Raw genomic sequence first — 22,221 nt, 5'->3', positions numbered from 1 at the left:
TTTTATTTATTTACAGTCCAATCAAATTCCATTTGGTTTGCTGTTTTTATTGCTAGGTCTTTACTATGTAATTTACTAACTAAATATAAACTCATATCAATTCCCGCAGAAATACCGCCAGAAGTGATAATAGAGTCATCCTCTACCCATCTTTTATTCTCTATTACATTTAGTTTAGGAAACTCTTTTTGTAAATCTTCACAATCTTCCCAATGAGTAGTAACATTTTGTTTTTTGATTACTTTTGAACTTGCTAATAAAAAAGCTCCTGTACATACAGAAGTTGTTAAATGAACTTTTTTTGATTGTTCTTTAATCCACTTTTGTACATTTTCTTTTTTCATTTCTCTAGTGTGTACACCACCTGAAACAATTAATACATCTAAATTCGGACAATCTGCAAAACTATGATTTGCTAAGACTTGATATCCACCTCTTGCTTTTGTTATCTTATTCTCTTCTGATATTAAATAAACGTTAAATTTTTCTTTTTTCTTCAAAAATCTTGATGCAGTTGAGAAAACCTCAAATGGTCCTGAGAAGTCCAGAACTTCAGCATCTTCATATATATAAATTCCAATATTCATTAAATTTATTCCTAAACCTTATAATTTCATTGGGATTATAACCAAAGGAAAGTAATATTTTTATGACAAAAATATCAAATATGTTACAATACGAGAAAAATTATCAAGGCTATTATTAATGACAATGATTATGAGTAAAGAAAATGAAGCTATTGAAGCATACACTTTAGTTAGAACATTACAAAAAAAATTTGTAGATAAACTAAATAATTTAAGTCAAACAATTGGTGAAAACAAAAACTTTGAAGAAGTAACTTGGCTTCGAGATGAAGGAATCCATGGTGGTGGTTCTAGATTTGAAGCTAGAGATAATATTTTATTTAATACAGCAAGTGTAAATGTATCACAAGTTCATTATGATGAAGATGATACAAAAAAATTACAAAGTGCTAGTGCAATTTCTACTATTATTCATCCAAAAAATCCGCAAGTTCCATCAATCCATATTCATATATCTTTAACAAAACTAAGAGATGGTGGAGCTTATTGGAGAGTTATGGCTGATTTAAATCCTAGTATTATAAATGAAGAAGATAAAAATATTTTTGATAAAGCTATTGAAGATTTAGCTAGTTCTACTTATGAAGAGGGAGTAAAACAAGGTAATAAATACTTTAATATTCCTGCACTTAATAGGCATAGAGGAGTTAGTCACTTTTATTTAGAAAACTATAAAACAGCTAATAAAGAAGATGATTCTACTTTTGCTTTAAAATTTGGAGAGGGAGTTATTGATACATATATAAATATTATAAATAATGCTTTCAAAACTAGAAAAGAGTTTTCAGTACAAGATATAAAAGCTCAACTTGATTATCATACTTTATATTTATTCCAAGTATTAACATTAGATAGAGGTACAACTTCTGGATTATTAATTCATTCACAAAATGATGTTGGTATTATGGGCTCATTACCTACTTTTGTAAATAAAAAACTATTAGATTCTTGGTCATCTAAAGTAGAAAAACCACAAGATGAATTAGTTAAAAACCTAGCAGAGGTTTTAAATGCACAAGGCTGTGTAGATGTTAAAACAAAAGAAAAACTAGCTTCAATTGTAAGAGAACATTACAAGAAATACCCAGAAGCTTTAAGTATGCAAGCAAGTGGAAATACGATTCCATCAACTGTATCAAATCACGATAAGAAGTAAGAAAACTAGCAAACTTTATTTCTGTAATATAGCCTAGAAATAAAGTTTTACTAGATTATCTTTTTAATACCCTAAAACATAAAAAAATTAAAATTAAAGAGATTAAAAATACAAAAAATGTGTATATTTTATTTTCATATTTTGCTGAGTGAAAAGTATATATATTTTCTACTATTCCAATTAATGCATGATGTTTTCGTGCATCTATATTTTCTATTATTTTATAAGTACTTGGATTTACAACTAAATATGATTTTCCATTAGGATGAACTTCTTTCAAGTATTTAATTCTAAAAATATATTCTGAAGAGTTATTTTTTTGGAAATAAATTCTTGTTATTCTTCCATTTTTTATTTCCTTTGAAAACTTTTTATATAACTTATCAAAGTCTAATGTAGTATCATTTTTTACTAGCTTTACACTAGGGTAAGTATTATACTCATTAAAAAAAGTCTTTATAAATATACTTTTTAAAGGAAGAAAACTTCCACTTAAAATAAATATTAATAAAAAAGGAAAAGATATAAAGCCTACATTCATATGTAAGTTTCGTATCTTAAATTTTTTTATCATATAAAAACCACTAATAAGCAAGAAACATATAGATATACCAATAAAACAAATAAAATATTTACTAATAAAAAACGTATAATGAAGCTTGCTTAGAAAGTTTGTAATATCAATATATCTACAATCAAGTATTTGAGAATTATCACTTTGAAAATATAACTTCTTTTTATTTTTTAAAGAAACTATATAGTAGTAATTACTTTTTGTAAAAATAATAGATTTTATATGTGCAAGTTTATTTATATTATTTATAAATGCACTTTTATTTAAAATACTAATACTATTTTTTTGAATACATAAAGAAGAGTTAATTATCTCTTCTTTATATAACAAAATACTTCCAGATAAAGTCATGGAAATAATAAAAAATAATAATATTTTTGCTAAATATTTATGTATTTTCCTAGAAATCATATTTCATTGAAAAGTATATTTCTCTAGGTGCACCAATATATTTACCATTACCTAAGGTATCTGTAGATCTAGTAAAATATTCCTTATTAAATAAATTTTTAACTCCTAAAGAAAAAGATAAATCATTATTAGCTAAAGCTAAAGATTTTGTATATCCAATATTTGTAAGTGCATAAGCTGGCATTGTTCCTAATGAAGCTGCTGTATTTTCATCTTGAGTATTTAGATTATCTGCATATTGTTCTGATTGATAATACATCTCTATAAATGCACTCCAATCATTATTTTCACTATATTTGTAACCTATTAATCCTGTGTGTTTTGATGTAAATTCAATATAATTATTAACATTTGTTTCTTTATATCTTGCATCTAAATATGTATAGTTTCCATAAAAACTACTACCTTCTAAAATCTCTGCAATATCATCAAGATATAAGTTTCCAGCTAATTCAATACCTTTATGAACTGTTTTTCCCCTATTTTCCCATTTTTTAACAACACTGCTATATCCTAATTGATCTTCGAAGTCTATGTAAAATAGCGTAGTTTCAAAATCAGCATTATCATTAAAATATCTTGCTCCTACTTCATAGATATCTGCTGTTTCAGGCTTTAGTGTATTTTGTCCTTTATCTTGAAGATTTAACTGTAAATGTTGAACACTTCCAAAAGATTTATTATAACTTCCATATGTTGTCCATGAATCATTTAATTTATAACTTACATTTAAAGAAGGTAAGGCTTTTGTATAATTAATATCTTCTTCAAAAGCCGTAAGATTATTAAGTCTTGAAATATCAACTTTTTCATATCTAAGTCCAGGAGTAAGAGTAAGCTTATCTAAATCAAATCTCCAATCAGTATACAAAGCATGTGCTTTTGTTTCATTGTGACTATCTCTATTTGTTACAGCTGATACAGAATAAGGATCAGACCCAGCAGTAAAACTTCTTCTATGTCTTTTTTCATCAGCATCTTCTTTTATATATCTATAACCAAAAGATAATTCCGAATCAATACTTCCTAATTTAATTTGCTCTGAAACTCTAGCTTCTAATCCAAAAACTTTATACTCTCTAGGTAAAGTATCTAATCTTGTAGATATATCAGATGCACCTCTTGAGTAAATAAAAGTTCTATCACTTGTATTATAAAAAGTTTTTATTTCAGCAAAAGTAGTATCACTTAATTGTCCATCATAAAATAAAGCTAACTCTTTTCTATCTCCTTCAAAATTATCATAAGGTCTTTTTGATTGATATGGATTTTCTTCATACTCTGCTTGAGTTAAACCTCCCGGCATGTCATTATTTGCAGTATAGTATGTAAGTCTTGTTTTTAAAGTATGATTATCATTTAGTTTATGTTTTGTTTTTAACATAATATTATCAATATTAGTTTTTGAGTGATCTCTCCAAGATGAACCTTTTTTGCCATCATAAAAAAGTGCTAATCCATTATTTTCATTAATCATTCCACCTGTAAAAAGAGAATATGATTTACCTTCAAGTTTACTCTCACCTTCTGTATAATAAGTTCCACTTGCTTGAATAGTACCTTGGAATTCTTCTGGAATATCTTTTGTATTAAAGTTAATAATTCCTCCAACATTTTGAGGTCCATATCTTACACTTCCCCCTCCTCTAATAACATCTATACTTGATAACATATCAAATGAAACTGGAGCTAAAGATAATTGAGGTTGCCCATATGGTGCAACTGATAAAGGAATCCCATCTAATAAAACAGTTGTTCTTGGAGATAACCTTTGAGCCATTCCTCTAACACCAATATTTAATGATGATGAAGAGCCACCTGTTCCATCTTGTTTTGATGAAATAACACCTGGAATTCTTTTCATAGAATCAGAAATAGAAGCATCACCTAAATTTTTTGATTTATCTATATCAATTACAGTTCTACTTCCACCAAAATACTGTAAATCTTCATAGTCTACATTTGATAAAAAATCACTTTTTACAGTAATATCACCAAGTTTTGCTCTATTTTGATTATTATGTTCTTTAACTTTATTAGATTTCTCTTTTATAATAATAGTATTATTTTTGATAACAAAATCTAAACCACTACCTCTTAATATCTCTTCTAAAGCCTTATTTACACCTTCAACACTATTAATAATCTTTGCTGATTTACCTTTTAAAATATTTGTATCAACAATATAAGGTATATTTGAAATTTTAGATACTTCTTGGATTGATTCAATTAATAATGAAGTATTTGTTGAGTATAACTGTTCTGCTAAACCATTTGTTTGTAATAGTATAGCAAGTCCTGGAATTATTAAAGATGATTTTAATATATTCATTTATTCTTCCTTGTATAATGATTATGAGAATTGTTCTCTTATATAAGAAGACGTTAAAGCAAAAAAAAGTTGACAGGAAATTTAGAGAAATTTTAAAATTTCTCTTTTATTAGAATTTTATTAGCAGTTCTTTCTATAGAAATTGGATGAATTAGAGGTAAAGATTTTAATAAGTTATCAAATTTATTAGTATTAAATTCCCCTGTTATTGCATATAAGGAACTCTTTTTTGTTTCAAATTTCACATCGATATCTAAATGCTTAGAAAATTCGTACATAACATTTTTTAAACTATCTTGTTTAAATATTAATTTTCCTTGTTCCCAGGGAGCAATAGATTTAACATTAATATTTTGAAGTTTATCTATTTCACCATTACTATTAAGTGAAACTTTTTGCCCTTTTTCTAATAGTACTAAAATTCTTGGTTTTTTATTTTTATTAAAAACTTTAGCCACTTTTACTCGTCCCTCTTTAACATTTACATCAACACGATTATTGATATTACTTACTTCAAACTTTGTTCCAATTACTTCAACATTTGTAAAATTGGCATTTATAAGGAAAGGACGATTTCTATTTGATTTTACCCAAAAGAAAGCTTTTCCTTTTTTCAGTAATACTTCTCTTGACTTCTCATAATATTTGATTTTTAAAGTAGTATTAGAATCAAGTGAAATTATAGAGTTGTCCTTTAATTTAATATTAGTAAGAACTTTATTTTTAGTTATGAACTCTTTTGAATATAAAACTTCAGGACCTTTAAACATTTCAAAAATAGAAAAAGATAAAATCAAAAGTAATGAAGCAGCAAGAGAATATGGAATAATAGCTTTAAATAAAATTTTTCTATTTTTATTCTCTTTAATTTCATTAAAAACTTCACTACTTAACTCTTTTAAAACATCATTTGAAATAGCACTTATATTTTTTCTTAACTCTTCTTCTTTTTTGTAAGCACTAAAATGTTCTTCTTTTTCATTTAACCAGACTAAAAATTCTTCATTATTAAAAGTAGGACATTTTTCTTTTTTAAGATTTAACCAATTACAGGCTTGCTCTTGAATTGTAACCTTATTCACCAATAATATCCTTGTTTGATTCTAAACTCTCTCTAATTTGAAGAGAAGCCCTTGATATATGCTTTTCAACAGAAGCTATTGTAATATTTAAAACTTGAGAAATCTCTTTTCTCGAGTATCCTTCAACAATATACAATACAAAAACTTGTCTTCTTTTTTGTGGTAATTTTTTTATTTCTTCATATAAAACTTGATCTTCATTTAATTTTAATACTATTTCTTCGGCTTGAATATCTTTTGAGAGAATATCTTTTTCTTCAAATTCAATAAAATTAGTTTTATTATTTTTTCTTGCTTGATCAATTATGATATTTTTTGCAACCCTGTATAAAAAGGCTCTTTTATTATCAATAGGAGTATTTGTATTAGCTTCTAAAGTACGCATATAAGTCTCTTGTGTTATATCTTTAGCATACTCTTTATCACGTACTAGATTTTGTATATACGCAAATAACTCTTTATAATACGATAACATATAGACAAAATCCTTCTAAAATATAATATTGAGAACTATAATCATTAATTAATAAGAAAAAGCTTAAGTTAATATATTATTCTATTAGTCGTACTAAATCACGAAAAAAAGTAGTTAACTTTCAACTACTTTTTCTCAACTAACATTATTATTAAAAGTTAATTTCTATCTTCCAATGCCAGTTTAACTCCTAAAGCAATTAGAATAGTTCCACTTGTTTTATGAATATAATTTAATAAATAAGGTCTTGTTTTTATCCAAAAAGATAATAATCCAGATAACAGTCCAATTGGTGCTTTTAATAAAAAAGTAAGTACAGCAAATGTAAGCCCTAAAATAAATAATTGAGAAGCTTCACTTCCCCCATTGGGAACAACAAATTGTGGTAAATATGAGAAATAAAAAATTGTAATTTTAGGATTACTTATATTAGAAAATGCTCCTTGAATAAACATTTTTGTATATGATACTTTTGGAATATCATCTTTTACTGCTAATTTGTGTTCTTTACTTGTTAATAATTGATAACCAATATAAATTAAATATGCAGCACCAATATATTTGATAATATTAAAGACCCAGTCACTAGCCATTAATAAAGCTCCGAGTCCTAAAGTAGCTAATAAAGTATGCCCCATAAGTCCAATACTAACTCCAAGGGCTGTAATAACTCCAGCTTTTTGCCCTTGAGCTAATGATCTTGACATTACAAGTAACATATCTTGACCTGGAGTTAATATAATAATTGTTGAAGTCATAATAAATAAGAACGTAATTACTTCCATATTTTGTCTCCTTTATTCAATATCAAAATTTAATTAATTATGATTTTTTAGACTTAATAACCCTATTCCCATAGAAATAAAAATTCCACCAGTTATTTTATGAAACCAATTCATTCTATTTTTATCGCTTAAATATGATTTAGATTTTTTAGCTAAATAAGCATATGAGCAAAGTGAGAAAAATGATATAAACAAAAATGCAAATGTCATAATCAAAAACTGTGGTAGTATAGAAACACTAAGATCTAAAAACTGCGGGAAAATAGCAGTGAAAAATAGTATAGGTTTTGGATTTGTAACAGCTAAAAAGAACGATTCAAAAAAATAAGACTTATTACTTTTTATTTTTTTATTTGAGTTAATATCATCAATATTTAATACATTTTTATTTTTAATAAATTTAATCCCTAAATAAACTAAATAAAATGCTCCAATAAATTTAACTATCATAAATAAAGTTGCCGAAGTAGTAAGTAATACTCCTAATCCTAAAATAGAAGCACTTGATAAAATAAACAATCCTAAAATATTAGCAAAAGAAGAAATTGCAACAGTTTTCATATTAGATCTAAGTCCATTAATTATTGCTAATACAACAGCAGGTCCAGGACTAGTAACATAAAAAAAAGTAACTACTAAATAAACTAGCAATGTATCTATATTCAAAATATATCCTTTCTAAAATCCTATACAACACTGGTCTTGTAATTGACCAACTACACTATTTAAAACTTCAAAGTTCGCAATACAATGTAAGGTTCTACCTTCTCTTTTTTGTATTACTAAATCTGCTGATATTAGTTTTGTTATATGATGAGAAAGAGTGGAACCTGGCACATTTAATTTTTCTTGAATTGCACCTACGGGCATTCCCTCTTCCCCTGCTTTAACTAATAATTTAAAAACTTTTAATCTTGTGATATTTCCTAATTCAGCTAAGCATTTTGCTAATTGTTCATCATTCATTTATATTTCCATAATTCTAAATTTAAAGAAATATTATACCTTTAATTTGTTAAATTCGTTATATGATTATTATCATCCATCATTTTATTTCTATTTTTATCGAAATAAGTATTCTTAATACCTATTTTATTTATATTTATTTGGTTATAATTCAAAAAAATAAATATAGGGTTAATTATGAATCAAATAAAAACATTAGAAGACTTATTAAGAAATGACGTATTAAAAGAAGTAAATGAAAATATAGAAGAGCTAGTAAAAGCTGGATCTAGTAAAAAAGCAAAAAAAGATGAAATAAAATATATGGAAGAAGTAAGAAACTACTTCACTGAAGTTTTAAAAGATATTGAGAACAATAGTTTATCACAAGAAGATGCTATTGATATCTTAGAAGGACTTGAAGATATGAGAGCTGAAAACCAAGAGGTTTAAATATGTTTGATTTAGAAACTTATGAGATAATAAACCTTTTAGGTTTAGGAATTGGTATTATTTTTGGAATGGTTGCACAAAAAAAACAGTTTTGTTTTAGCGGATCAATCAAAGATTATATTCTAACTAAATCTACAAAAAGAGCATCTTCTGTAATAATGGCAATGATTGTAGCAATAATAGCTACTACTCTTATGTCAAATCATTTTGAAGTTGATTTAAGTGAATCTGTATATCTAAGAGAAAATCTTAACTACGCAACAATCATTCTAGGTGGTGCAATGTTTGGTGTTGGTATGATGATAGCAGATGGATGTGGGAATAGACATTTAATAAAATTTGCACAAGGTGATTCAAACTCTTTGATTGCTTTAATTTTTATTGGAATATTTGCCTTTGCAACAAGTAAAGGTCTTATCCATGGAATTCTTGACCCTATTGTTGCAAATGAAACATTAATTAGTATTTCATCATATATTCAAAATGTGCAAATGAATGTATATCTTGTAGTTGGCTTATTAGTAGTAACTTTAATATATTTTCTAAAAAGAACAAAAAGAGTTCTTAGTCTATTTGATGGAGCTATTATTGGTTTACTAGTCGCTGCTTCTTGGTATGTTACGGGCGTTATGGGCGAAGATAGTTTAGAGCGAGAAATTACATTAACAGCAATTACTTTTGTTTACCCTACGGCTAAATCTTTAGAACTATTTAGTTTTTATGAGGTAAACGAATTAACATTTGGTATTAGTTTAATTATTGGGGTAATACTTGGTGCATTTTCAATGTCTAAAATGAATAAACAATTTAGCTTTGGATGTACTGCAAATCAGAATATTAATAGAGCTAAATATAATATGTTTGGTGGTGCTTTAATGGGTACTGGTGGTATGTTATCTATTGGATGTACTGTTGGGCAAGGTCTTACAGGACTTTCTACATTAGCCTTTGCATCAGCTTTAGCAATACTGTCTATTTTTGTATCTGCATATATAGCAGCTATTATTTTAAACAAATACGACAAACTTCCTATGTGTTTTATCTTCGACTGGGATGATAATACACCTGATTACCAAATCTAAGAATATCCGCAGTTATTGCGGATTTCTTATCTTCTTTATTCTTCTAGAAAAATATACTCTTACATACTATTATTAAACATATAAAATGAAATTTTATTGTATACTTCTGCAATTAAAAAAAAGGAAATTGCTTGAATATAGATATTACAAAAATAGCAAATGTGATTTTGTATATGTTACACAAAGAAGTAGACCATTTAAACGATAAAAAGCTGTCAATTATGCTTTTCTTAATGGACTATAATCATCAAAAATTTTGCGATAAAAAAATATTTAACGAAGAATATATAAAAAGTGCTAGAAATCCTGAGCCACTTTTAATAGCTGAGTTATTTGATATTATTGCAAACGAAGAAGACTTAGATGAAGAAGATGAAAGACTTTTTCTTATTCAAGAATTATTAGACTATTTAGATATTGAAGTGATCAAAAAGAAAAACTTTATTGAATTAAAATTTGTTCAAATGGAAGAAGAATTTGATGAATCACTTTTCGATAAAGATGAAATAAAAACAATACACAAAGTTGTTTCTGAACACAAACAAACATCAGCAAGAAATATTGCTAACGTATGTTTTCAACTTGAAGATGTAAGAAATACACCAAAAGGTGAAGTAATTATCTAATACACTTGGATATAACGAAATTAAATCATAAGGACAAACATGGCAATTAAAAAAGACCAAACTGTAGAAATGAACTATGAACTTAAAATCAATGAAGAAATGATTGAAGATAACATGGATGGTGAATCAATAAAATTTGTATACGGAAGTGGACAAATAATCCCAGGATTAGAGTCTAGAATCGAAGATATGAATATAGGTGAATCAAAAACTATTAATGTTCCTTCAAATGAAGCTTATGGTGAATATGATGAAGCTTTATCACAAATTCTTCCTATTGAAGAGTTTGAAGGTATCAACTTAGAAATTGGTATGGTACTAGAAGGTGAAGAAGAAAACCAAGAAGTAATAAGAGCAACTGTTACAGAAGTAACTAATGAAGATGTTACTGTTGATTATAACCATCCTCTTGCTGGTTGTGACTTAGAATTTACAATACTTATTAAATCAATTTCATAACAAAATATTCAATAATATTTCATTTTTTTGGAATATTATTGAAAACCACTCTCAAAAACAAATTATAAAACAGCAATATTTTACATAATTTCAAAAATCACATAAAAATCACAAAATAACATATTCATGGGCTTTACAACATTATTCTTTCTTCATTAATGTTACTTATGACGTTATAAGAATTTATTTTTTTATTAAATTTTAAGTATTTATCTTCTATATTTCCAATAATGATTATCAATACAAATCATAAAAAGAACACAAGTAAGGAACTCTATGTCTGCGAACATAACAATCGATTCTGATAAAGAACATCTAAATATGCTAATGAAATTTGCATTAGTTTTCATCTGTACTACAATCTATACATATGTAAGATACATTGTATATGGAAATGTAAACCCAACACACTTACCAGTGTTTTTATTCAATAAATCAATGTCAATGGTATCTGTAGTATACTGTTTTATCGCTGCTTTACACTATGGATTATTCAAAAGTGATATTAGCAAAGTAAAAGCATGGGGTACTGCTTCATTACACAGTGCTTATCTTCATATTTTATTATCATTAAGTATTTTTGGTACTGCTTATTATGGTAAGTTTTTTGATGGAAGTAAACTTTCATTAAGTGGAGAATTAATTATATTCTCTGGATTAATTGCTATTTATTGTTTTTGGTTAATTAATAAAACTAACTATGTTAAAATTTATACATTACAAATTCTAGCTTCATTATTTATTATTATTCACTTAGTAGTAATGGGATTAAGTGGTTGGCTAAAAGTTGCTAAATGGCATGGTGGATTACCTCCAATTTCATTAGTAAGTGTAACATTTGCAGTAATTGCATTAGTTTTATTTTTTAGAAAAAGAGATAAATTATAAAATCATGGGTTTACATTTTAATGTAAACCCATTATCTTATCCCTCAATCATTCTACAATTTTCTTGTATACTTAAGCCATAAAATAAAAGGAGATTACTATGAAAAAGTTAATTACAGCTATTGGACTAGTAAGTTTACTCTTTATACCTCAAATAGCTTCTGCAGAAAAACCCTCATGGGCAGGTAAACCAGCATGGACTGGAAAAGGAAAACCACATTCTGCTGATAAGGAAGAGTATAAGTACAATAAAGAACTTGAAAAAGAAGAAAGAAAATATGATAGAGAGTATGATAAATCGCAAAAGAAAGATGAAAAAGCATTTCATAAAGATCGAAAAAAAGAAATGAAAAAATTAAACAGGAAGTAAAACTTCTTGTTTAACTACTTTACCACTTATGTTTTGGTGCTTGATACTTCTGTAAAGTTTCTAATAGTTTATCTTCACAATCTGTATTAATTATCATATCAACATACTCTTTTTTTAAAAACCCTTCAAGGGACATAGTCTCTAACATATCTATTAATTTATCGTAAAAACCATTTATATTAAAAAGAGCACAAGGTTTATTATGAAATCCTAATTGTGCCCATGTCCAAACCTCAAATATTTCCTCTAAAGTACCAGCACCTCCTGGAAGTGCTACAAAAGCATCTGATAATTCAGCCATTGTTGCTTTACGCTCATGCATATCCGCCACAACTCTAAGCTCTGTAATACCTGTATGTTCTAATTCTTTTTCTTTTAATTTTTCAGGGATAACTCCACATACTTTCCCACCATGTTCAATAACAGTATCAGCTAAAACACCCATAAGCCCTACTCTTCCACCACCATATACAACATTTATATTATTTAAAGCAAGAAACTTACCAAAATCTTTTGTTCTTTCTTCATATTCACTATTGTTTCCAGCACTAGAACCACAATATACAGCTATTGTCATATTATTCCCTATTATTTTTATTGGACAAATTATATTCTTTTTTACTTAATTAGTTTCTAAAAATATCTAAACAAAAAAATAATCTTTAAAAGAGTTATTTTAATTTGGAATAGTAACTTATTAAGATATAGTAATGCACAAAAATAATAAGGAGTCAATATGGCTATGCAAAAAGATCAAGTAATCTCAATCAACTACGAACTTAAAATCGAAGGAGAAGTTGTTGATAGCAATATTGGCAAAGATGCTTTAGAATTTACTTTTGATTCAGAACAATTAATCCCTGGATTAGAAAGTAGAATGATAGATATGAATGAAGGCGAAACTAGAGAGATTAATGTACCAGCAGCAGAAGCTTATGGGGAACATAATCCAGCTATGAAACAAATTGTACCAATTGAGCAATTTGGTGGATTAGAACTAGAAGTAGGAATGCCTATGCAAGGTCAAGGACAAAATGGTGAATCTATTCAAGTAGTAATCACAGAAATCCTTGAAGATACTGTAGAGGTAGATTCAAATCACCCATTAGCTGGAAAAGATTTAGACTTTACTGTAACTGTATTATCTATTAAATAATTATTAATTCCAAAGCTACAAGCTTTGGAATTATACTACTCTCTTACGCATCTTACGTATGCTTTCCCTGTTCTATCATTATCATAAGAATAACCATCACTAAAATAAATACGTTGCACATAATAATCATTTATTGCTCTCCACTCTTCACCAAAAGCAATACGCTTGTATATAATAGACCAATAATGTCCTGATGCACTATTTTCAAATATTTCATTTATTTTAGGTTTATATACAGCATAGTCACTAATACTTAAAAGTTCTTCGTATGTGGGTAAACGCCAATCTTTATACGTATTCAACTGTAAGTTATTACAGTATTTTTGTGAATCTTTTAGGCTGAGTTTTGTTTTTGTTACATCAATATTATCTTGCCAATAAAGTTTCAATTCTTTATCAAAAATGATATTATCTTCTCTAATAAATTTTGATTGAGCTAGAATATTTTGAGTCCAAAATATTACTAATAATAGAAGTAAGTTTTTCATTAATACTCCTTGTATAATTTATATAAAATATTCTAACAAAGATTTATAGCGGTTTTATATAGCTTAAGATTTTGAATTTCGTAAGAGTTGCAATCCATCCTCAGAAATCATTGTTAATTCCCATTTAGGTGAAAAAACAAATTTTACATTACATATATGAACGTCATCAATACTTTGCACTTCTTGGATAATCAAATCAGTGAATGATTTTGTGCTATTACAACGTGAATTAATTACTGTCATATTAATATTTACTTCTATATTATCTGTACTGTTTTTTATATCAATATTATAAATAAGACCTAAATCATAGATATTTATTGGGAGCTCTAAATCATTTATTGTTTTTAATTTATCTATAACTTTTTGTTCTAATTCTTCTTTATTAAATGTTTTCATATTAATTTCCTAGTAAGTACTTCTTTACACTATTTTGTATTTGTTTTACTGTTTTTCTACCTAATTCTCGCTCAATTATTTCATCATTTTTAAAATATATCAAAGTAGGCAAAACTTTTACACTAAATTCATCTGCTAATTCTTTTTGTTTTAACATATCAATTTTATAGATATATACATCATCTTTATTACTTGTATTATATATTGTAAGACTTTCACCTAAGTCCTCACAAGCACTTCATCCTATTGTATAAAAATCTAAAATTACTTTTTTATCTATTGTTTTTTCTTCAAAGTTTTCTAAATTCAAATCTTCAAATGCAAAGAGTGTAGAAATAAATAGAAGAGAAAATATAATAGTTTTCTTCATAATATTCCTTTTTTTATGAGTTTAACACAAGAATATAGCGTGAATATCATTTTGTTATTTTGATTAATTCTGTTTTATGATAAAATCACAAATATAATAAATAGTAAAATAAGGGAAACAATGGCTACTGATGAACTAGCTTTAATTGATGAGAAAATAGCTGAACTAATTAAGGATACAAACGAATATGGCTTTGAAGCACTAAAAGATAAAGTAGAAGAAATACTAAAAAGTGTTGATATTTTCTCAATTGAAAATGAACTAAATACAAAAGCTGTAGATATGTATTTAAAAACAGTAATAACTCAAAGAAACAATATCAAAAAAGAAGAAGAAAAAACTCAATTAAAAACTAATAAAAAAACAAAGTATGAATTAATAGAATCAATATGTAAAAAATTAGAGTTTGAAAGTCAAGAAGAACTTATAAAAAAAATAAGTGAATTAGAATCAAAAAGTATTTTAGAATTAAATGATGTAAATTATAAATTGAGTATATAAATAGAAGCCAAACTATGTTTGACTTCTTTTATATTAGTATTGTTAATTACTTTGCAAGAGATGCAAGCATATCAACTGTTACTTCTGATACATCTTTTGTACCATCAAGTTCTACAATAACACCCATGTTTTTGTAGAAATCAATTAATGGAGCTGTTTGATCGTGGTATGCAGCTAATCTTTTAGTTACAGTTTCTTCTGTATCATCAGCTCTTTGAATAAGATCTTCTTCTTTTTCATCAACTGGTGGATTAAATGTCATATGGTAAATTTTACCAGTAACTTTAGAAGTTCTTCTTCCAGTAATTCTCTCAACGATTAATTCATCTGGAACATCTAAAGAGATAACTTTATCTAAAGAAATTTTCATATCATTCATTAAAGAATTTAAAGCTTCTGCTTGAGGTAATGTTCTTGGGAAACCATCTAAGATAAACCCTTTTTTACAATCATCTTCAGCTAATCTATCTTTGATAATACCAATAATTGTAGAATCTGGAACTAATTGACCAGCATCCATGAAGTTCTTAGCTTCCATACCCATATCAGTTTTATCAGCGATTGCTGCTCTTAAAATATCTCCAGTAGAGATTTGAGGAATATCATATTTCTCAATTAAAAATTTTGCTTGTGTACCTTTTCCTGCGCCAGGTGCACCAAATAACATTAAATTCATGTTCAATTTCCTTGATTTAATTTTACGTGATTGTATAAAAAAAGTAGTTAATAACACCTAAGGTGAAAGAATTACATAGGTAAATTAAAGATTATTTTGTTAATATAACTCACAGACCAACTAGTCGGTATATAATTAAGGATTAAAAATGACAGCTACAGATTTAAAAACAGTAAAAGTATTAGGACAAACAAGCGAAGAATTGAGTTTATCAAAAAGAGAAAAACATCTTATTGGATTAGCAGTAACACTTACAAGAGGATGTACAGCTTGTACAAATAGAAGATATAAAGAAGCCCTAAATGATGGTATTACAAAAAAAGAATTAATAGAAATGACAGATTTAGTAGCACTTACAAATGCAGGAGTAGTTGCAAGAACTGCACTTTCATCATGGGATGAAGAAAATGATGATTGTATAGATGGTGCTTGTAGCGTAAAATAAGTTAGTCAATTTGACTAACTTAAGCCTTATTTTTCTTCTATCTCTTTTTTAGAATTCTGAATACTTATTATAAGAAGCTTCCTACATTGAGTAGTAGAAACTAAAATCAAAGTAAATAAAAGTAATGTTAATATTAAAAAAGGAATAAGACCTACAGGTATCGCTCCAATAATTGTAGACATTAATAAACCAGCAGAAGCAATAAAAAGAAACAATATCACCCTAGTATATAAAGAGAACGTACTAGATGCAAACATCAAAAGTTTTATACAAGCAATATAACTACTATTTACGTAGTTAATCATTTCATCGCAACCTTTAGCTTCTTTAATATCTTTTGTAAATTCATTTATTTCATTTTCTATTTTATTAAGCATTTAATTTCCTAAAGTATTTAAATATTTGGCAATTAGTTTACGCAAACTTTACAATATATATCATTAAGTATTTTAAATAAAAAGAAAATTTAAAAACCTTTTAGTTACACTACAGCAATTATAAGGAATCAATAAATGAGCATAGATCAAGAAATAGAACAAATACTAGATAGCCTAAGAAAAGTAGCCTTTTACGTAGGACATGGCAAATACAATGATTATATGACTACAGAAGAAGTAAATAAAATAAAAGCGACTCTAGAAAGTATATTAGAAATAGAAAAAGAGTACGAAAATGCAAAAAGTGATGAAGAAAAAGAAATTATATACAAACAACTGTCTGTATATAAAACTTATAGTGTAAAAGATTTTATTGATTATAAGCTATAGAGAATATTAGTTTCTCTTTTTTGGAGGAGGTAATAACTTATTAAAATCATAAGGAATTATACTTCTCTCTATTTCCTCAGTAAAATCATATAACTTCATGCAAACACCAATTAACACTGGCCATACTGCTATTTGATTAATAATCGGTATTGTAAGTAATCCAACAATAACTCCAAGAATCCCAGCTGATATTAATAAATCATCAACCCTCTTCTCTTTTAATATTCTGTAATATCCAATTATTTTTTTACTAAGCATATAATTATCCTCTTTTGAAATCAGTAACTATTATAGTAACAAAAGAAAGTTTAAAGTGGCTTAGTTATTATGCGGTAAATTATCAAAATATTCTTTTTTTGATTGCATCCATTGTATTAAACTATTGTTATCTTTCATTAGTTCACCCATTTGTTTTAAAGCTTCTAAGTGTGGTAAGTCTCGCTTATCAAACATCTCTTTTGCATGTTGTTTACTCAACTCACCTAATTCATCAAAAGTATTAGCAGAAAAAGCCTCATCACAAGCTCCACCTAATTCTCTACATGTCATTGTTTTCATATTTATCCTTTGGGAAGATAGTATCTGAAGTTTGTTGCAGAATTATCGCGGTTTAATATAATAAAAGAGTATAAAAGTTACTAGCAATAATTTTAGGTAAAAAATATTTTACTAAAATTCTAGTTTATAACAATTTTTAGACTATAATTCAAATAAAAACAGGATAATAAATTATGAGCGAAAAAACAAACGAATTTTTACAAAGAGCTGATGCTCAGATTGAAATTGCAAATCAACAACTAAATCAAGGACTAACATTAGGTGAAGTAAGTGCTTCATATTTATATGGTTCAGTACGATTTAGTACATACATGGCATGTACATCGTATAAAACAGCTGAAGATATGCTTGCAGATAAAGATGACATCATAGAGTACTTTACGAAAGAGTATAAACTAGCATTAGAAGAACATCTAAATAATCATGCTGTTACTCATGATTTTACACAAAATCAAAATAACTAATTAAAAAAAGGGGTGTTAAAGATACACCTCTCTTTTAGTTAAAATTTAACCATAGAGGTTAATTTTAAAAAATATCTTGCTTTCTTATTTTGAAGAATCAATAATAGCAATCATCTCTTTTTCAACTTCATCTGCTACATTGTCAAGTTTATCTGTAAATTTTCTATAAAACTGTTTTGCTTTAATCATTGAAATTACAGTTTCACCATTTTCTGAGTGAATAAATACTTTTGATGGAAGAATCATACTCATGTCCATCGACGTAGATAAAAGATTTAATACATGATGAGGATTACTAATATCTAAAACCTGACAATCACCCGTAAATGAAGCACCTTTTGAATGTAACATATTATGTACATCACATATATTCATTACACCAAAATCTCTTTTTTTAGAGTTTCTAACAATTGAATCAACAACTTCTTGAACACTTTTTTTTGATTTTGTAGAATATTTCATAGTAACTCCTTTTAATCATTTCATATTATAATTATAACTTTAATTTTTGTAAAAGGAAAATATGTGTGGAATTATTGAGAGTTTGTTTTGTAAAAGTATAAAAAATGAAAACTCAAACTTTACTTGATTTAATTATTTCATTACCTAGTATTACTGCTTCTTTTAGAATACTTTTTGTTTGAATAAATCCTTCAATATCAAATCCCTTACTCATCATACCACCAACTTTAATATCTTGAACAACAGCATCTATTAAATTATGAAAAACAACAATATCCCTTGCTAAACATTCTTCTAAAACACCAATGCTTGAACAATTATTTTGATAAACTCTTGAATAGTGATTAGGTACTTCGACTGCAAATTTATGTTGCGCACCCTTTAGTTCATCATTTAGTGTATTGATCACTTCATCCAACTTTTTTACGTATTCTCTACGTTTAATAATTTCCAATAAAGCTGCTATTTCAGCTAACAATGAAGCTTTAATACTTTTAGAAAGCTTTTTTTGTTTACTTCTTTCTAAGATAAAAATTGGGATAGAGGTAAATATTGCACCTGCTATTGCTCCACCAATTGCACTATATACTGGCAATAACCCATTAGATTTATTTTCTGATATATTTTTTACTATCTCATAAGTATCAGCAATTATCTTTACTTCATCAGGTGACATTAAAATCCTTTAAATAATAATTTTATATTATCAAAAAAAGGTTTAGAATTGACTATTTTATTAAAGTTCAAGGCGAGAGTAAAATTTTTTGTGGGAGCGTACGCGTAGTACGTGAGTAAAAAAATTTCTGCGAAAAACGCAGAAATTTGAGAAAAGAGGCTGTTATAAACCTCTTTTTTTATACGTGGTAGTTTGGAGCTTCGTTAGTAATAGTTACATCATGAACATGAGACTCTTTAAGTCCTGCAGATGTAATTTCAACGAATTCAGCAGTTTCTTGGAAAATAGAAATTGTTCCTGAACCTAAGTAACCCATTGATGATCTTAATCCACCAGTCATTTGGTGAATAATATCAGCAATAGAACCTCTATATGCAACTCTACCTTCAATACCTTCTGGTACAAGTTTATCAGCAGCAGTTCCCTCTTGGAAATATCTATCAGTACTTCCTTTAGTCATAGCTCCAATAGAACCCATTCCTCTGTATGATTTGAATTTTCTTCCTTGGAATAAAATTAATTCACCTGGAGATTCGTCAGTACCAGCTAATGCTGATCCCATCATAACTGAAGATGCACCAACAGCTAATGCTTTTGCAACATCACCAGAGTATTTAATACCACCATCAGCGATAACTGGAACACCATGTTTAGCACCCTCAGCAGCACACTCATCAATTGCAGAAATTTGTGGAACACCAACACCTGCAACGATTCTAGTAGTACAAATAGAACCAGGACCAATTCCAACTTTAACACCATCAGCACCAGCTTCAATTAATGCAGCAGTACCTTCGCTAGTTGCAACGTTACCAGCAATGATTTCTACGTCTAATTTAGACTTGATATCTTTAACTGAATCTAAAATACCTTTAGAGTGACCATGAGCTGAATCCATTACAAGAACATCAACACCAGCTTCAACTAATGCAGTAGCTCTGTCTAATTGTCCAACACCAATAGCAGCACCAACAATTAATCTTCCTAATGAATCTTTAGAAGCATTTGGATATTCTCTTTTTTTGTTGATATCTTTAATTGTAATTAAACCAATTAACTTGTTGTTATCATCAACGATTGGTAATTTTTCAATTTTATTAGAATGCATAACATCAGCAGCATCTTCTAAAGTAGTACCTTCTTTAGCAGTGATTAATGGCATCATAGTCATTTTTTCACTTACTTTTTGAGAGAAGTCTTTAGTAAATCTCATATCTCTGTTTGTAACAATACCTAAAAGATTTTTGTTATCATCAACAACAGGAACACCAGAGATTTTATATTCAGCCATAATATCTTCTGCATCTTGAAGAGTTTGATCCATTTTAATAGTAATTGGGTCAATAATCATTCCAGATTCAGATTTTTTTACTTTTTTAACTTGTAATGCTTGAGTTTCGATATCCATATTTTTATGAATAATACCGATACCACCAAGTCTAGCCATAGCAATAGCAGCTTCATATTCAGTAACTGTATCCATTGCAGCAGAAACAAATGGAATGTTTAATGTAATATTTTTTGTTAATTTTGTCTCTAAGCAAACTGCCTTAGGTAAAATTTCTGATTTTGCTGGTACTAATAACACGTCTTCAAACGTTAATGCTCTTTTTCTAATTCTCATAATCTATAATCCTAATTCTATATATAATTTATTAATTTACTGCTTTTTCTAAAGATAAAGCACCGTCAAATAAAGTTTGCTCATCATAAGCTTTTCCTATTAATTGTAATCCAACAGGCATACCTTCCTCGTCTTTATCAACAGGTAAAGATATAGCCGGTAAACCAGCAAGGTTTACTGAAATTGTGTAGATATCACTTAAATACATTTCTAATGAAGTTTTAAAGCTTCCAAACTCTGGTGCAGTTGTAGGAGCAACAGGAGAAAGAATTAAATCTGCTTCATTAAAAATTGCTTCATATTCGTCTTTGATTAAGTGTCTAACTTTTTGTGCTTTAATATAATAAGCATCATAATAACCAGAACTTAAAACAAATGAACCTAACATGATTCTTTTTTGTACTTCATCCCCAAATCCTTGAGATTTAGTTTGTACGTACATATCTTTTAGACCACCTTCACCTTTTCTATTACCATATCTAACACCATCAAATCTAGAAAGATTTGCAGATGCTTCAGCAGTTGCAACGATATAATATGAAGAAAGAATCTTATCCGTGTCTAACATATTTTTATGAACTATTGTATGTCCCGCTTCTTCTAATGCTTTTACACTCTTTTTGAAAGCGGCTTTAATTGCTGGGCTTGCTTGCTCAACAAAGTTATCAATTACTGCAATTGTAAGTTTTTTGTTTGAATCTAACTTAGGAGTTACTGCTTCATATTCAACATTTGCTGACGTAGAATCCAAAGGATCATTACCAGAAATAATGTCATATAAAATTGCCGCATCTTCAACATTTTGTGTGATTGGTCCACACTGATCTAATGATGATGAATAAGCTGTAATTCCGTATCTTGATACTCTTCCGTATGTTGGTTTCATACCAACACATCCACAATAAGCGGCAGGTTGTCTAATAGAACCACCTGTATCTGTACCTAATGCAGCAATAGCAATACCACCAGCAACAGCTGCAGCACTACCACCTGAACTACCACCAGGAACTTTAGTATTGTCAACTGGATTTAAAGTTTTACCATAACAAGAAGATTCTGTTGAACTTCCCATAGCAAACTCATCCATATTAGCTCTACCAAATGCAGATAATCCTGCTTTTTCTAAATTATTAATAACAGTAGCATTGTATGGTGATTTATAACCTTTTAAAATATTACTAGAACAAGTGATTTCCCAATCTTTAACATTTATATTATCTTTAATAGCAATTGGAATACCCGAACCAGATTCGTTAATATCTTGTGAAGTTAATTGTTCAACATACGCACCTATGTTGTTTTCTTTGATTTTTGAAGCTAAATCTTCTCTTAATTTTTTAATCTCTTCACTACCTAACGATAGTGCCTCTTTTAGAGTTATCAAACGGTTCTCCTGTGTTTTACAATTATA

The 22,221-nt window shown here is 27.7% G+C and carries 32 protein-coding genes and 1 pseudogene; 12 read left to right on the top strand and 21 right to left on the bottom strand.

The genetic code is table 11. The features are described from left to right. Window positions 1–2 precede the first annotated feature (2 nt). A complete protein-coding gene (locus tag ALEK_RS08080) occupies window positions 3–587 on the bottom strand; it encodes a DJ-1/PfpI family protein (RefSeq protein ID WP_071625672.1) in 585 nt (194 codons plus the stop codon). A 118-nt stretch (window positions 588–705) separates the two neighbouring features. Between ALEK_RS08080 and ALEK_RS08075 the strand changes: the two genes are divergently transcribed. Continuing rightward, window positions 706–1,743, top strand: coding sequence for a coproporphyrinogen III oxidase (locus ALEK_RS08075; protein ID WP_071625673.1), 1,038 nt, complete (start codon window positions 706–708; stop codon window positions 1,741–1,743). Between the two features lie 55 nt (window positions 1,744–1,798). On the opposite strand, the gene ALEK_RS08070 is transcribed toward ALEK_RS08075, so the two are convergent. The 7 genes from ALEK_RS08070 to ALEK_RS08040 form a co-directional block, all read right to left on the bottom strand. Next, window positions 1,799–2,728, bottom strand: coding sequence for a PepSY-associated TM helix domain-containing protein (locus ALEK_RS08070; RefSeq protein WP_071625674.1), 930 nt, complete (start codon window positions 2,726–2,728; stop codon window positions 1,799–1,801). After that, on the bottom strand, window positions 2,718–5,060 hold the full coding sequence (locus ALEK_RS08065) for a TonB-dependent siderophore receptor (protein WP_071625675.1): 2,343 nt from the start codon (window positions 5,058–5,060) through the stop codon (window positions 2,718–2,720). The genes ALEK_RS08070 and ALEK_RS08065 overlap by 11 nt, the downstream gene beginning before the upstream one ends. Window positions 5,061–5,152: 92 nt before the next feature. Continuing rightward, the gene (locus ALEK_RS08060) at window positions 5,153–6,142 is read right to left on the bottom strand and encodes a FecR family protein (protein ID WP_083574574.1); all 990 of its coding nucleotides are present in this window, start codon (window positions 6,140–6,142) and stop codon (window positions 5,153–5,155) included. Then, window positions 6,135–6,617 (bottom strand): RNA polymerase sigma factor, encoded by a 483-nt coding sequence (locus ALEK_RS08055; RefSeq protein ID WP_071625676.1) that lies wholly within the window; start codon window positions 6,615–6,617, stop codon window positions 6,135–6,137. Before ALEK_RS08055 ends, ALEK_RS08060 begins: the two co-directional genes overlap by 8 nt. A 158-nt stretch (window positions 6,618–6,775) precedes the next feature. Continuing rightward, window positions 6,776–7,402, bottom strand: a complete 627-nt coding sequence (locus ALEK_RS08050) for a LysE family translocator (protein WP_071625677.1) — start codon at window positions 7,400–7,402, stop codon at window positions 6,776–6,778. Window positions 7,403–7,435: 33 nt separating this feature from the next. Continuing rightward, complete coding sequence (locus ALEK_RS08045; protein ID WP_071625678.1) at window positions 7,436–8,068, bottom strand: LysE family translocator; 633 nt, start codon at window positions 8,066–8,068, stop codon at window positions 7,436–7,438. 12 nt (window positions 8,069–8,080) lie between these two features. Continuing rightward, a complete protein-coding gene (locus ALEK_RS08040; protein ID WP_071625679.1) occupies window positions 8,081–8,368 on the bottom strand; it encodes an ArsR/SmtB family transcription factor in 288 nt (95 codons plus the stop codon). 177 nt (window positions 8,369–8,545) lie between these two features. Between ALEK_RS08040 and ALEK_RS08035 the strand changes: the two genes are divergently transcribed. From ALEK_RS08035 to ALEK_RS08010, 6 genes are all read left to right on the top strand, one after another. Beyond that, window positions 8,546–8,800 carry a hypothetical protein gene (locus ALEK_RS08035; RefSeq protein WP_071625680.1) on the top strand — a complete coding sequence of 85 codons (255 nt, stop codon included), beginning with the start codon at window positions 8,546–8,548 and terminating at the stop codon, window positions 8,798–8,800. 2 nt (window positions 8,801–8,802) lie between these two features. Then, the gene (locus ALEK_RS08030; protein WP_071625681.1) at window positions 8,803–9,882 is read left to right on the top strand and encodes a YeeE/YedE family protein; all 1,080 of its coding nucleotides are present in this window, start codon (window positions 8,803–8,805) and stop codon (window positions 9,880–9,882) included. Between the two features lie 131 nt (window positions 9,883–10,013). Continuing rightward, on the top strand, window positions 10,014–10,508 hold the full coding sequence (locus ALEK_RS08025; protein WP_071625682.1) for a type II toxin-antitoxin system antitoxin SocA domain-containing protein: 495 nt from the start codon (window positions 10,014–10,016) through the stop codon (window positions 10,506–10,508). Between the two features lie 39 nt (window positions 10,509–10,547). Continuing rightward, a complete protein-coding gene (locus tag ALEK_RS08020; protein ID WP_071625683.1) occupies window positions 10,548–10,967 on the top strand; it encodes an FKBP-type peptidyl-prolyl cis-trans isomerase in 420 nt (139 codons plus the stop codon). A 276-nt stretch (window positions 10,968–11,243) separates the two neighbouring features. Continuing rightward, complete coding sequence (locus ALEK_RS08015) at window positions 11,244–11,855, top strand: hypothetical protein (RefSeq protein WP_071625684.1); 612 nt, start codon at window positions 11,244–11,246, stop codon at window positions 11,853–11,855. Window positions 11,856–11,954: 99 nt separating this feature from the next. Further along, window positions 11,955–12,224, top strand: coding sequence for a hypothetical protein (locus ALEK_RS08010; RefSeq protein WP_071625685.1), 270 nt, complete (start codon window positions 11,955–11,957; stop codon window positions 12,222–12,224). A 19-nt stretch (window positions 12,225–12,243) separates the two neighbouring features. On the opposite strand, the gene ALEK_RS08005 is transcribed toward ALEK_RS08010, so the two are convergent. After that, window positions 12,244–12,801: an LOG family protein gene (locus tag ALEK_RS08005; RefSeq protein ID WP_071625686.1), complete on the bottom strand. Its 558-nt coding sequence runs from the start codon at window positions 12,799–12,801 to the stop codon at window positions 12,244–12,246. A 159-nt stretch (window positions 12,802–12,960) separates the two neighbouring features. Between ALEK_RS08005 and ALEK_RS08000 the strand changes: the two genes are divergently transcribed. Then, window positions 12,961–13,380 carry an FKBP-type peptidyl-prolyl cis-trans isomerase gene (locus ALEK_RS08000; protein ID WP_071625687.1) on the top strand — a complete coding sequence of 140 codons (420 nt, stop codon included), beginning with the start codon at window positions 12,961–12,963 and terminating at the stop codon, window positions 13,378–13,380. A 35-nt stretch (window positions 13,381–13,415) separates the two neighbouring features. Here the strand turns inward: ALEK_RS08000 and ALEK_RS07995 are convergent, their stop codons facing one another. The 4 genes and pseudogenes from ALEK_RS07995 to ALEK_RS17655 all read right to left on the bottom strand — a co-directional run bounded on the left by ALEK_RS07995 (window position 13,416) and on the right by ALEK_RS17655 (window position 14,637). After that, window positions 13,416–13,868 (bottom strand): Lcl C-terminal domain-containing protein, encoded by a 453-nt coding sequence (locus ALEK_RS07995; RefSeq protein WP_071625688.1) that lies wholly within the window; start codon window positions 13,866–13,868, stop codon window positions 13,416–13,418. 63 nt (window positions 13,869–13,931) lie between these two features. Continuing rightward, window positions 13,932–14,267 carry a metal-sulfur cluster assembly factor gene (locus ALEK_RS07990; RefSeq protein WP_071625689.1) on the bottom strand — a complete coding sequence of 112 codons (336 nt, stop codon included), beginning with the start codon at window positions 14,265–14,267 and terminating at the stop codon, window positions 13,932–13,934. Window position 14,268: 1 nt separating this feature from the next. After that, a pseudogene (locus ALEK_RS07985) lies at window positions 14,269–14,487 on the bottom strand (thioredoxin family protein); the annotation flags it as partial. Between the two features lie 18 nt (window positions 14,488–14,505). Further along, entirely contained in the window at window positions 14,506–14,637 is a 132-nt protein-coding gene (locus tag ALEK_RS17655) for a hypothetical protein (protein WP_265734110.1), read from the bottom strand. A 120-nt stretch (window positions 14,638–14,757) separates the two neighbouring features. On the opposite strand from ALEK_RS17655, the gene ALEK_RS07980 reads away from it, so the two are divergent. Beyond that, window positions 14,758–15,138 carry a BAR domain-containing protein gene (locus ALEK_RS07980; protein WP_071625690.1) on the top strand — a complete coding sequence of 127 codons (381 nt, stop codon included), beginning with the start codon at window positions 14,758–14,760 and terminating at the stop codon, window positions 15,136–15,138. A 46-nt stretch (window positions 15,139–15,184) separates the two neighbouring features. Here ALEK_RS07980 and ALEK_RS07975 read toward each other — a convergent pair whose 3' ends face one another. Then, entirely contained in the window at window positions 15,185–15,814 is a 630-nt protein-coding gene (locus ALEK_RS07975; protein ID WP_071625691.1) for an adenylate kinase, read from the bottom strand. A 148-nt stretch (window positions 15,815–15,962) separates the two neighbouring features. On the opposite strand from ALEK_RS07975, the gene ALEK_RS07970 reads away from it, so the two are divergent. Then, window positions 15,963–16,259: a carboxymuconolactone decarboxylase family protein gene (locus ALEK_RS07970; RefSeq protein WP_071625692.1), complete on the top strand. Its 297-nt coding sequence runs from the start codon at window positions 15,963–15,965 to the stop codon at window positions 16,257–16,259. Between the two features lie 26 nt (window positions 16,260–16,285). Here ALEK_RS07970 and ALEK_RS07965 read toward each other — a convergent pair whose 3' ends face one another. After that, complete coding sequence (locus ALEK_RS07965) at window positions 16,286–16,636, bottom strand: hypothetical protein (RefSeq protein WP_071625693.1); 351 nt, start codon at window positions 16,634–16,636, stop codon at window positions 16,286–16,288. Window positions 16,637–16,771: 135 nt separating this feature from the next. Between ALEK_RS07965 and ALEK_RS07960 the strand changes: the two genes are divergently transcribed. Continuing rightward, on the top strand, window positions 16,772–17,026 hold the full coding sequence (locus tag ALEK_RS07960; protein ID WP_071625694.1) for a hypothetical protein: 255 nt from the start codon (window positions 16,772–16,774) through the stop codon (window positions 17,024–17,026). A 6-nt stretch (window positions 17,027–17,032) separates the two neighbouring features. Here the strand turns inward: ALEK_RS07960 and ALEK_RS07955 are convergent, their stop codons facing one another. Both ALEK_RS07955 and ALEK_RS07950 read right to left on the bottom strand, forming a co-directional pair. Beyond that, entirely contained in the window at window positions 17,033–17,284 is a 252-nt protein-coding gene (locus ALEK_RS07955) for a hypothetical protein (protein WP_071625695.1), read from the bottom strand. Window positions 17,285–17,344: 60 nt separating this feature from the next. Then, window positions 17,345–17,584, bottom strand: a complete 240-nt coding sequence (locus ALEK_RS07950) for a DUF1059 domain-containing protein (protein WP_071625696.1) — start codon at window positions 17,582–17,584, stop codon at window positions 17,345–17,347. 173 nt (window positions 17,585–17,757) lie between these two features. On the opposite strand from ALEK_RS07950, the gene ALEK_RS07945 reads away from it, so the two are divergent. After that, window positions 17,758–18,048 carry a DUF3144 domain-containing protein gene (locus ALEK_RS07945; RefSeq protein ID WP_071625697.1) on the top strand — a complete coding sequence of 97 codons (291 nt, stop codon included), beginning with the start codon at window positions 17,758–17,760 and terminating at the stop codon, window positions 18,046–18,048. 84 nt (window positions 18,049–18,132) lie between these two features. Here the strand turns inward: ALEK_RS07945 and ALEK_RS07940 are convergent, their stop codons facing one another. From ALEK_RS07940 to gatA, 4 genes are all read right to left on the bottom strand, one after another. Continuing rightward, a complete protein-coding gene (locus tag ALEK_RS07940) occupies window positions 18,133–18,510 on the bottom strand; it encodes a DUF302 domain-containing protein (RefSeq protein ID WP_071625698.1) in 378 nt (125 codons plus the stop codon). Between the two features lie 112 nt (window positions 18,511–18,622). Continuing rightward, window positions 18,623–19,186, bottom strand: coding sequence for a hypothetical protein (locus ALEK_RS07935; RefSeq protein ID WP_071625699.1), 564 nt, complete (start codon window positions 19,184–19,186; stop codon window positions 18,623–18,625). A 178-nt stretch (window positions 19,187–19,364) separates the two neighbouring features. Then, complete coding sequence (gene guaB / locus ALEK_RS07930) at window positions 19,365–20,810, bottom strand: IMP dehydrogenase (RefSeq protein ID WP_071625700.1); 1,446 nt, start codon at window positions 20,808–20,810, stop codon at window positions 19,365–19,367. 31 nt (window positions 20,811–20,841) lie between these two features. Further along, window positions 20,842–22,194, bottom strand: coding sequence for an Asp-tRNA(Asn)/Glu-tRNA(Gln) amidotransferase subunit GatA (gene gatA, locus ALEK_RS07925; protein ID WP_071625701.1), 1,353 nt, complete (start codon window positions 22,192–22,194; stop codon window positions 20,842–20,844). Window positions 22,195–22,221 lie beyond the last annotated feature (27 nt).

Origin of the sequence: Poseidonibacter lekithochrous, assembly GCF_013283835.1 — a bacterium.
GTDB lineage: Bacteria > Campylobacterota > Campylobacteria > Campylobacterales > Arcobacteraceae > Poseidonibacter > Poseidonibacter lekithochrous.
This window is presented reverse-complemented; position numbering and strand designations above follow the sequence as displayed.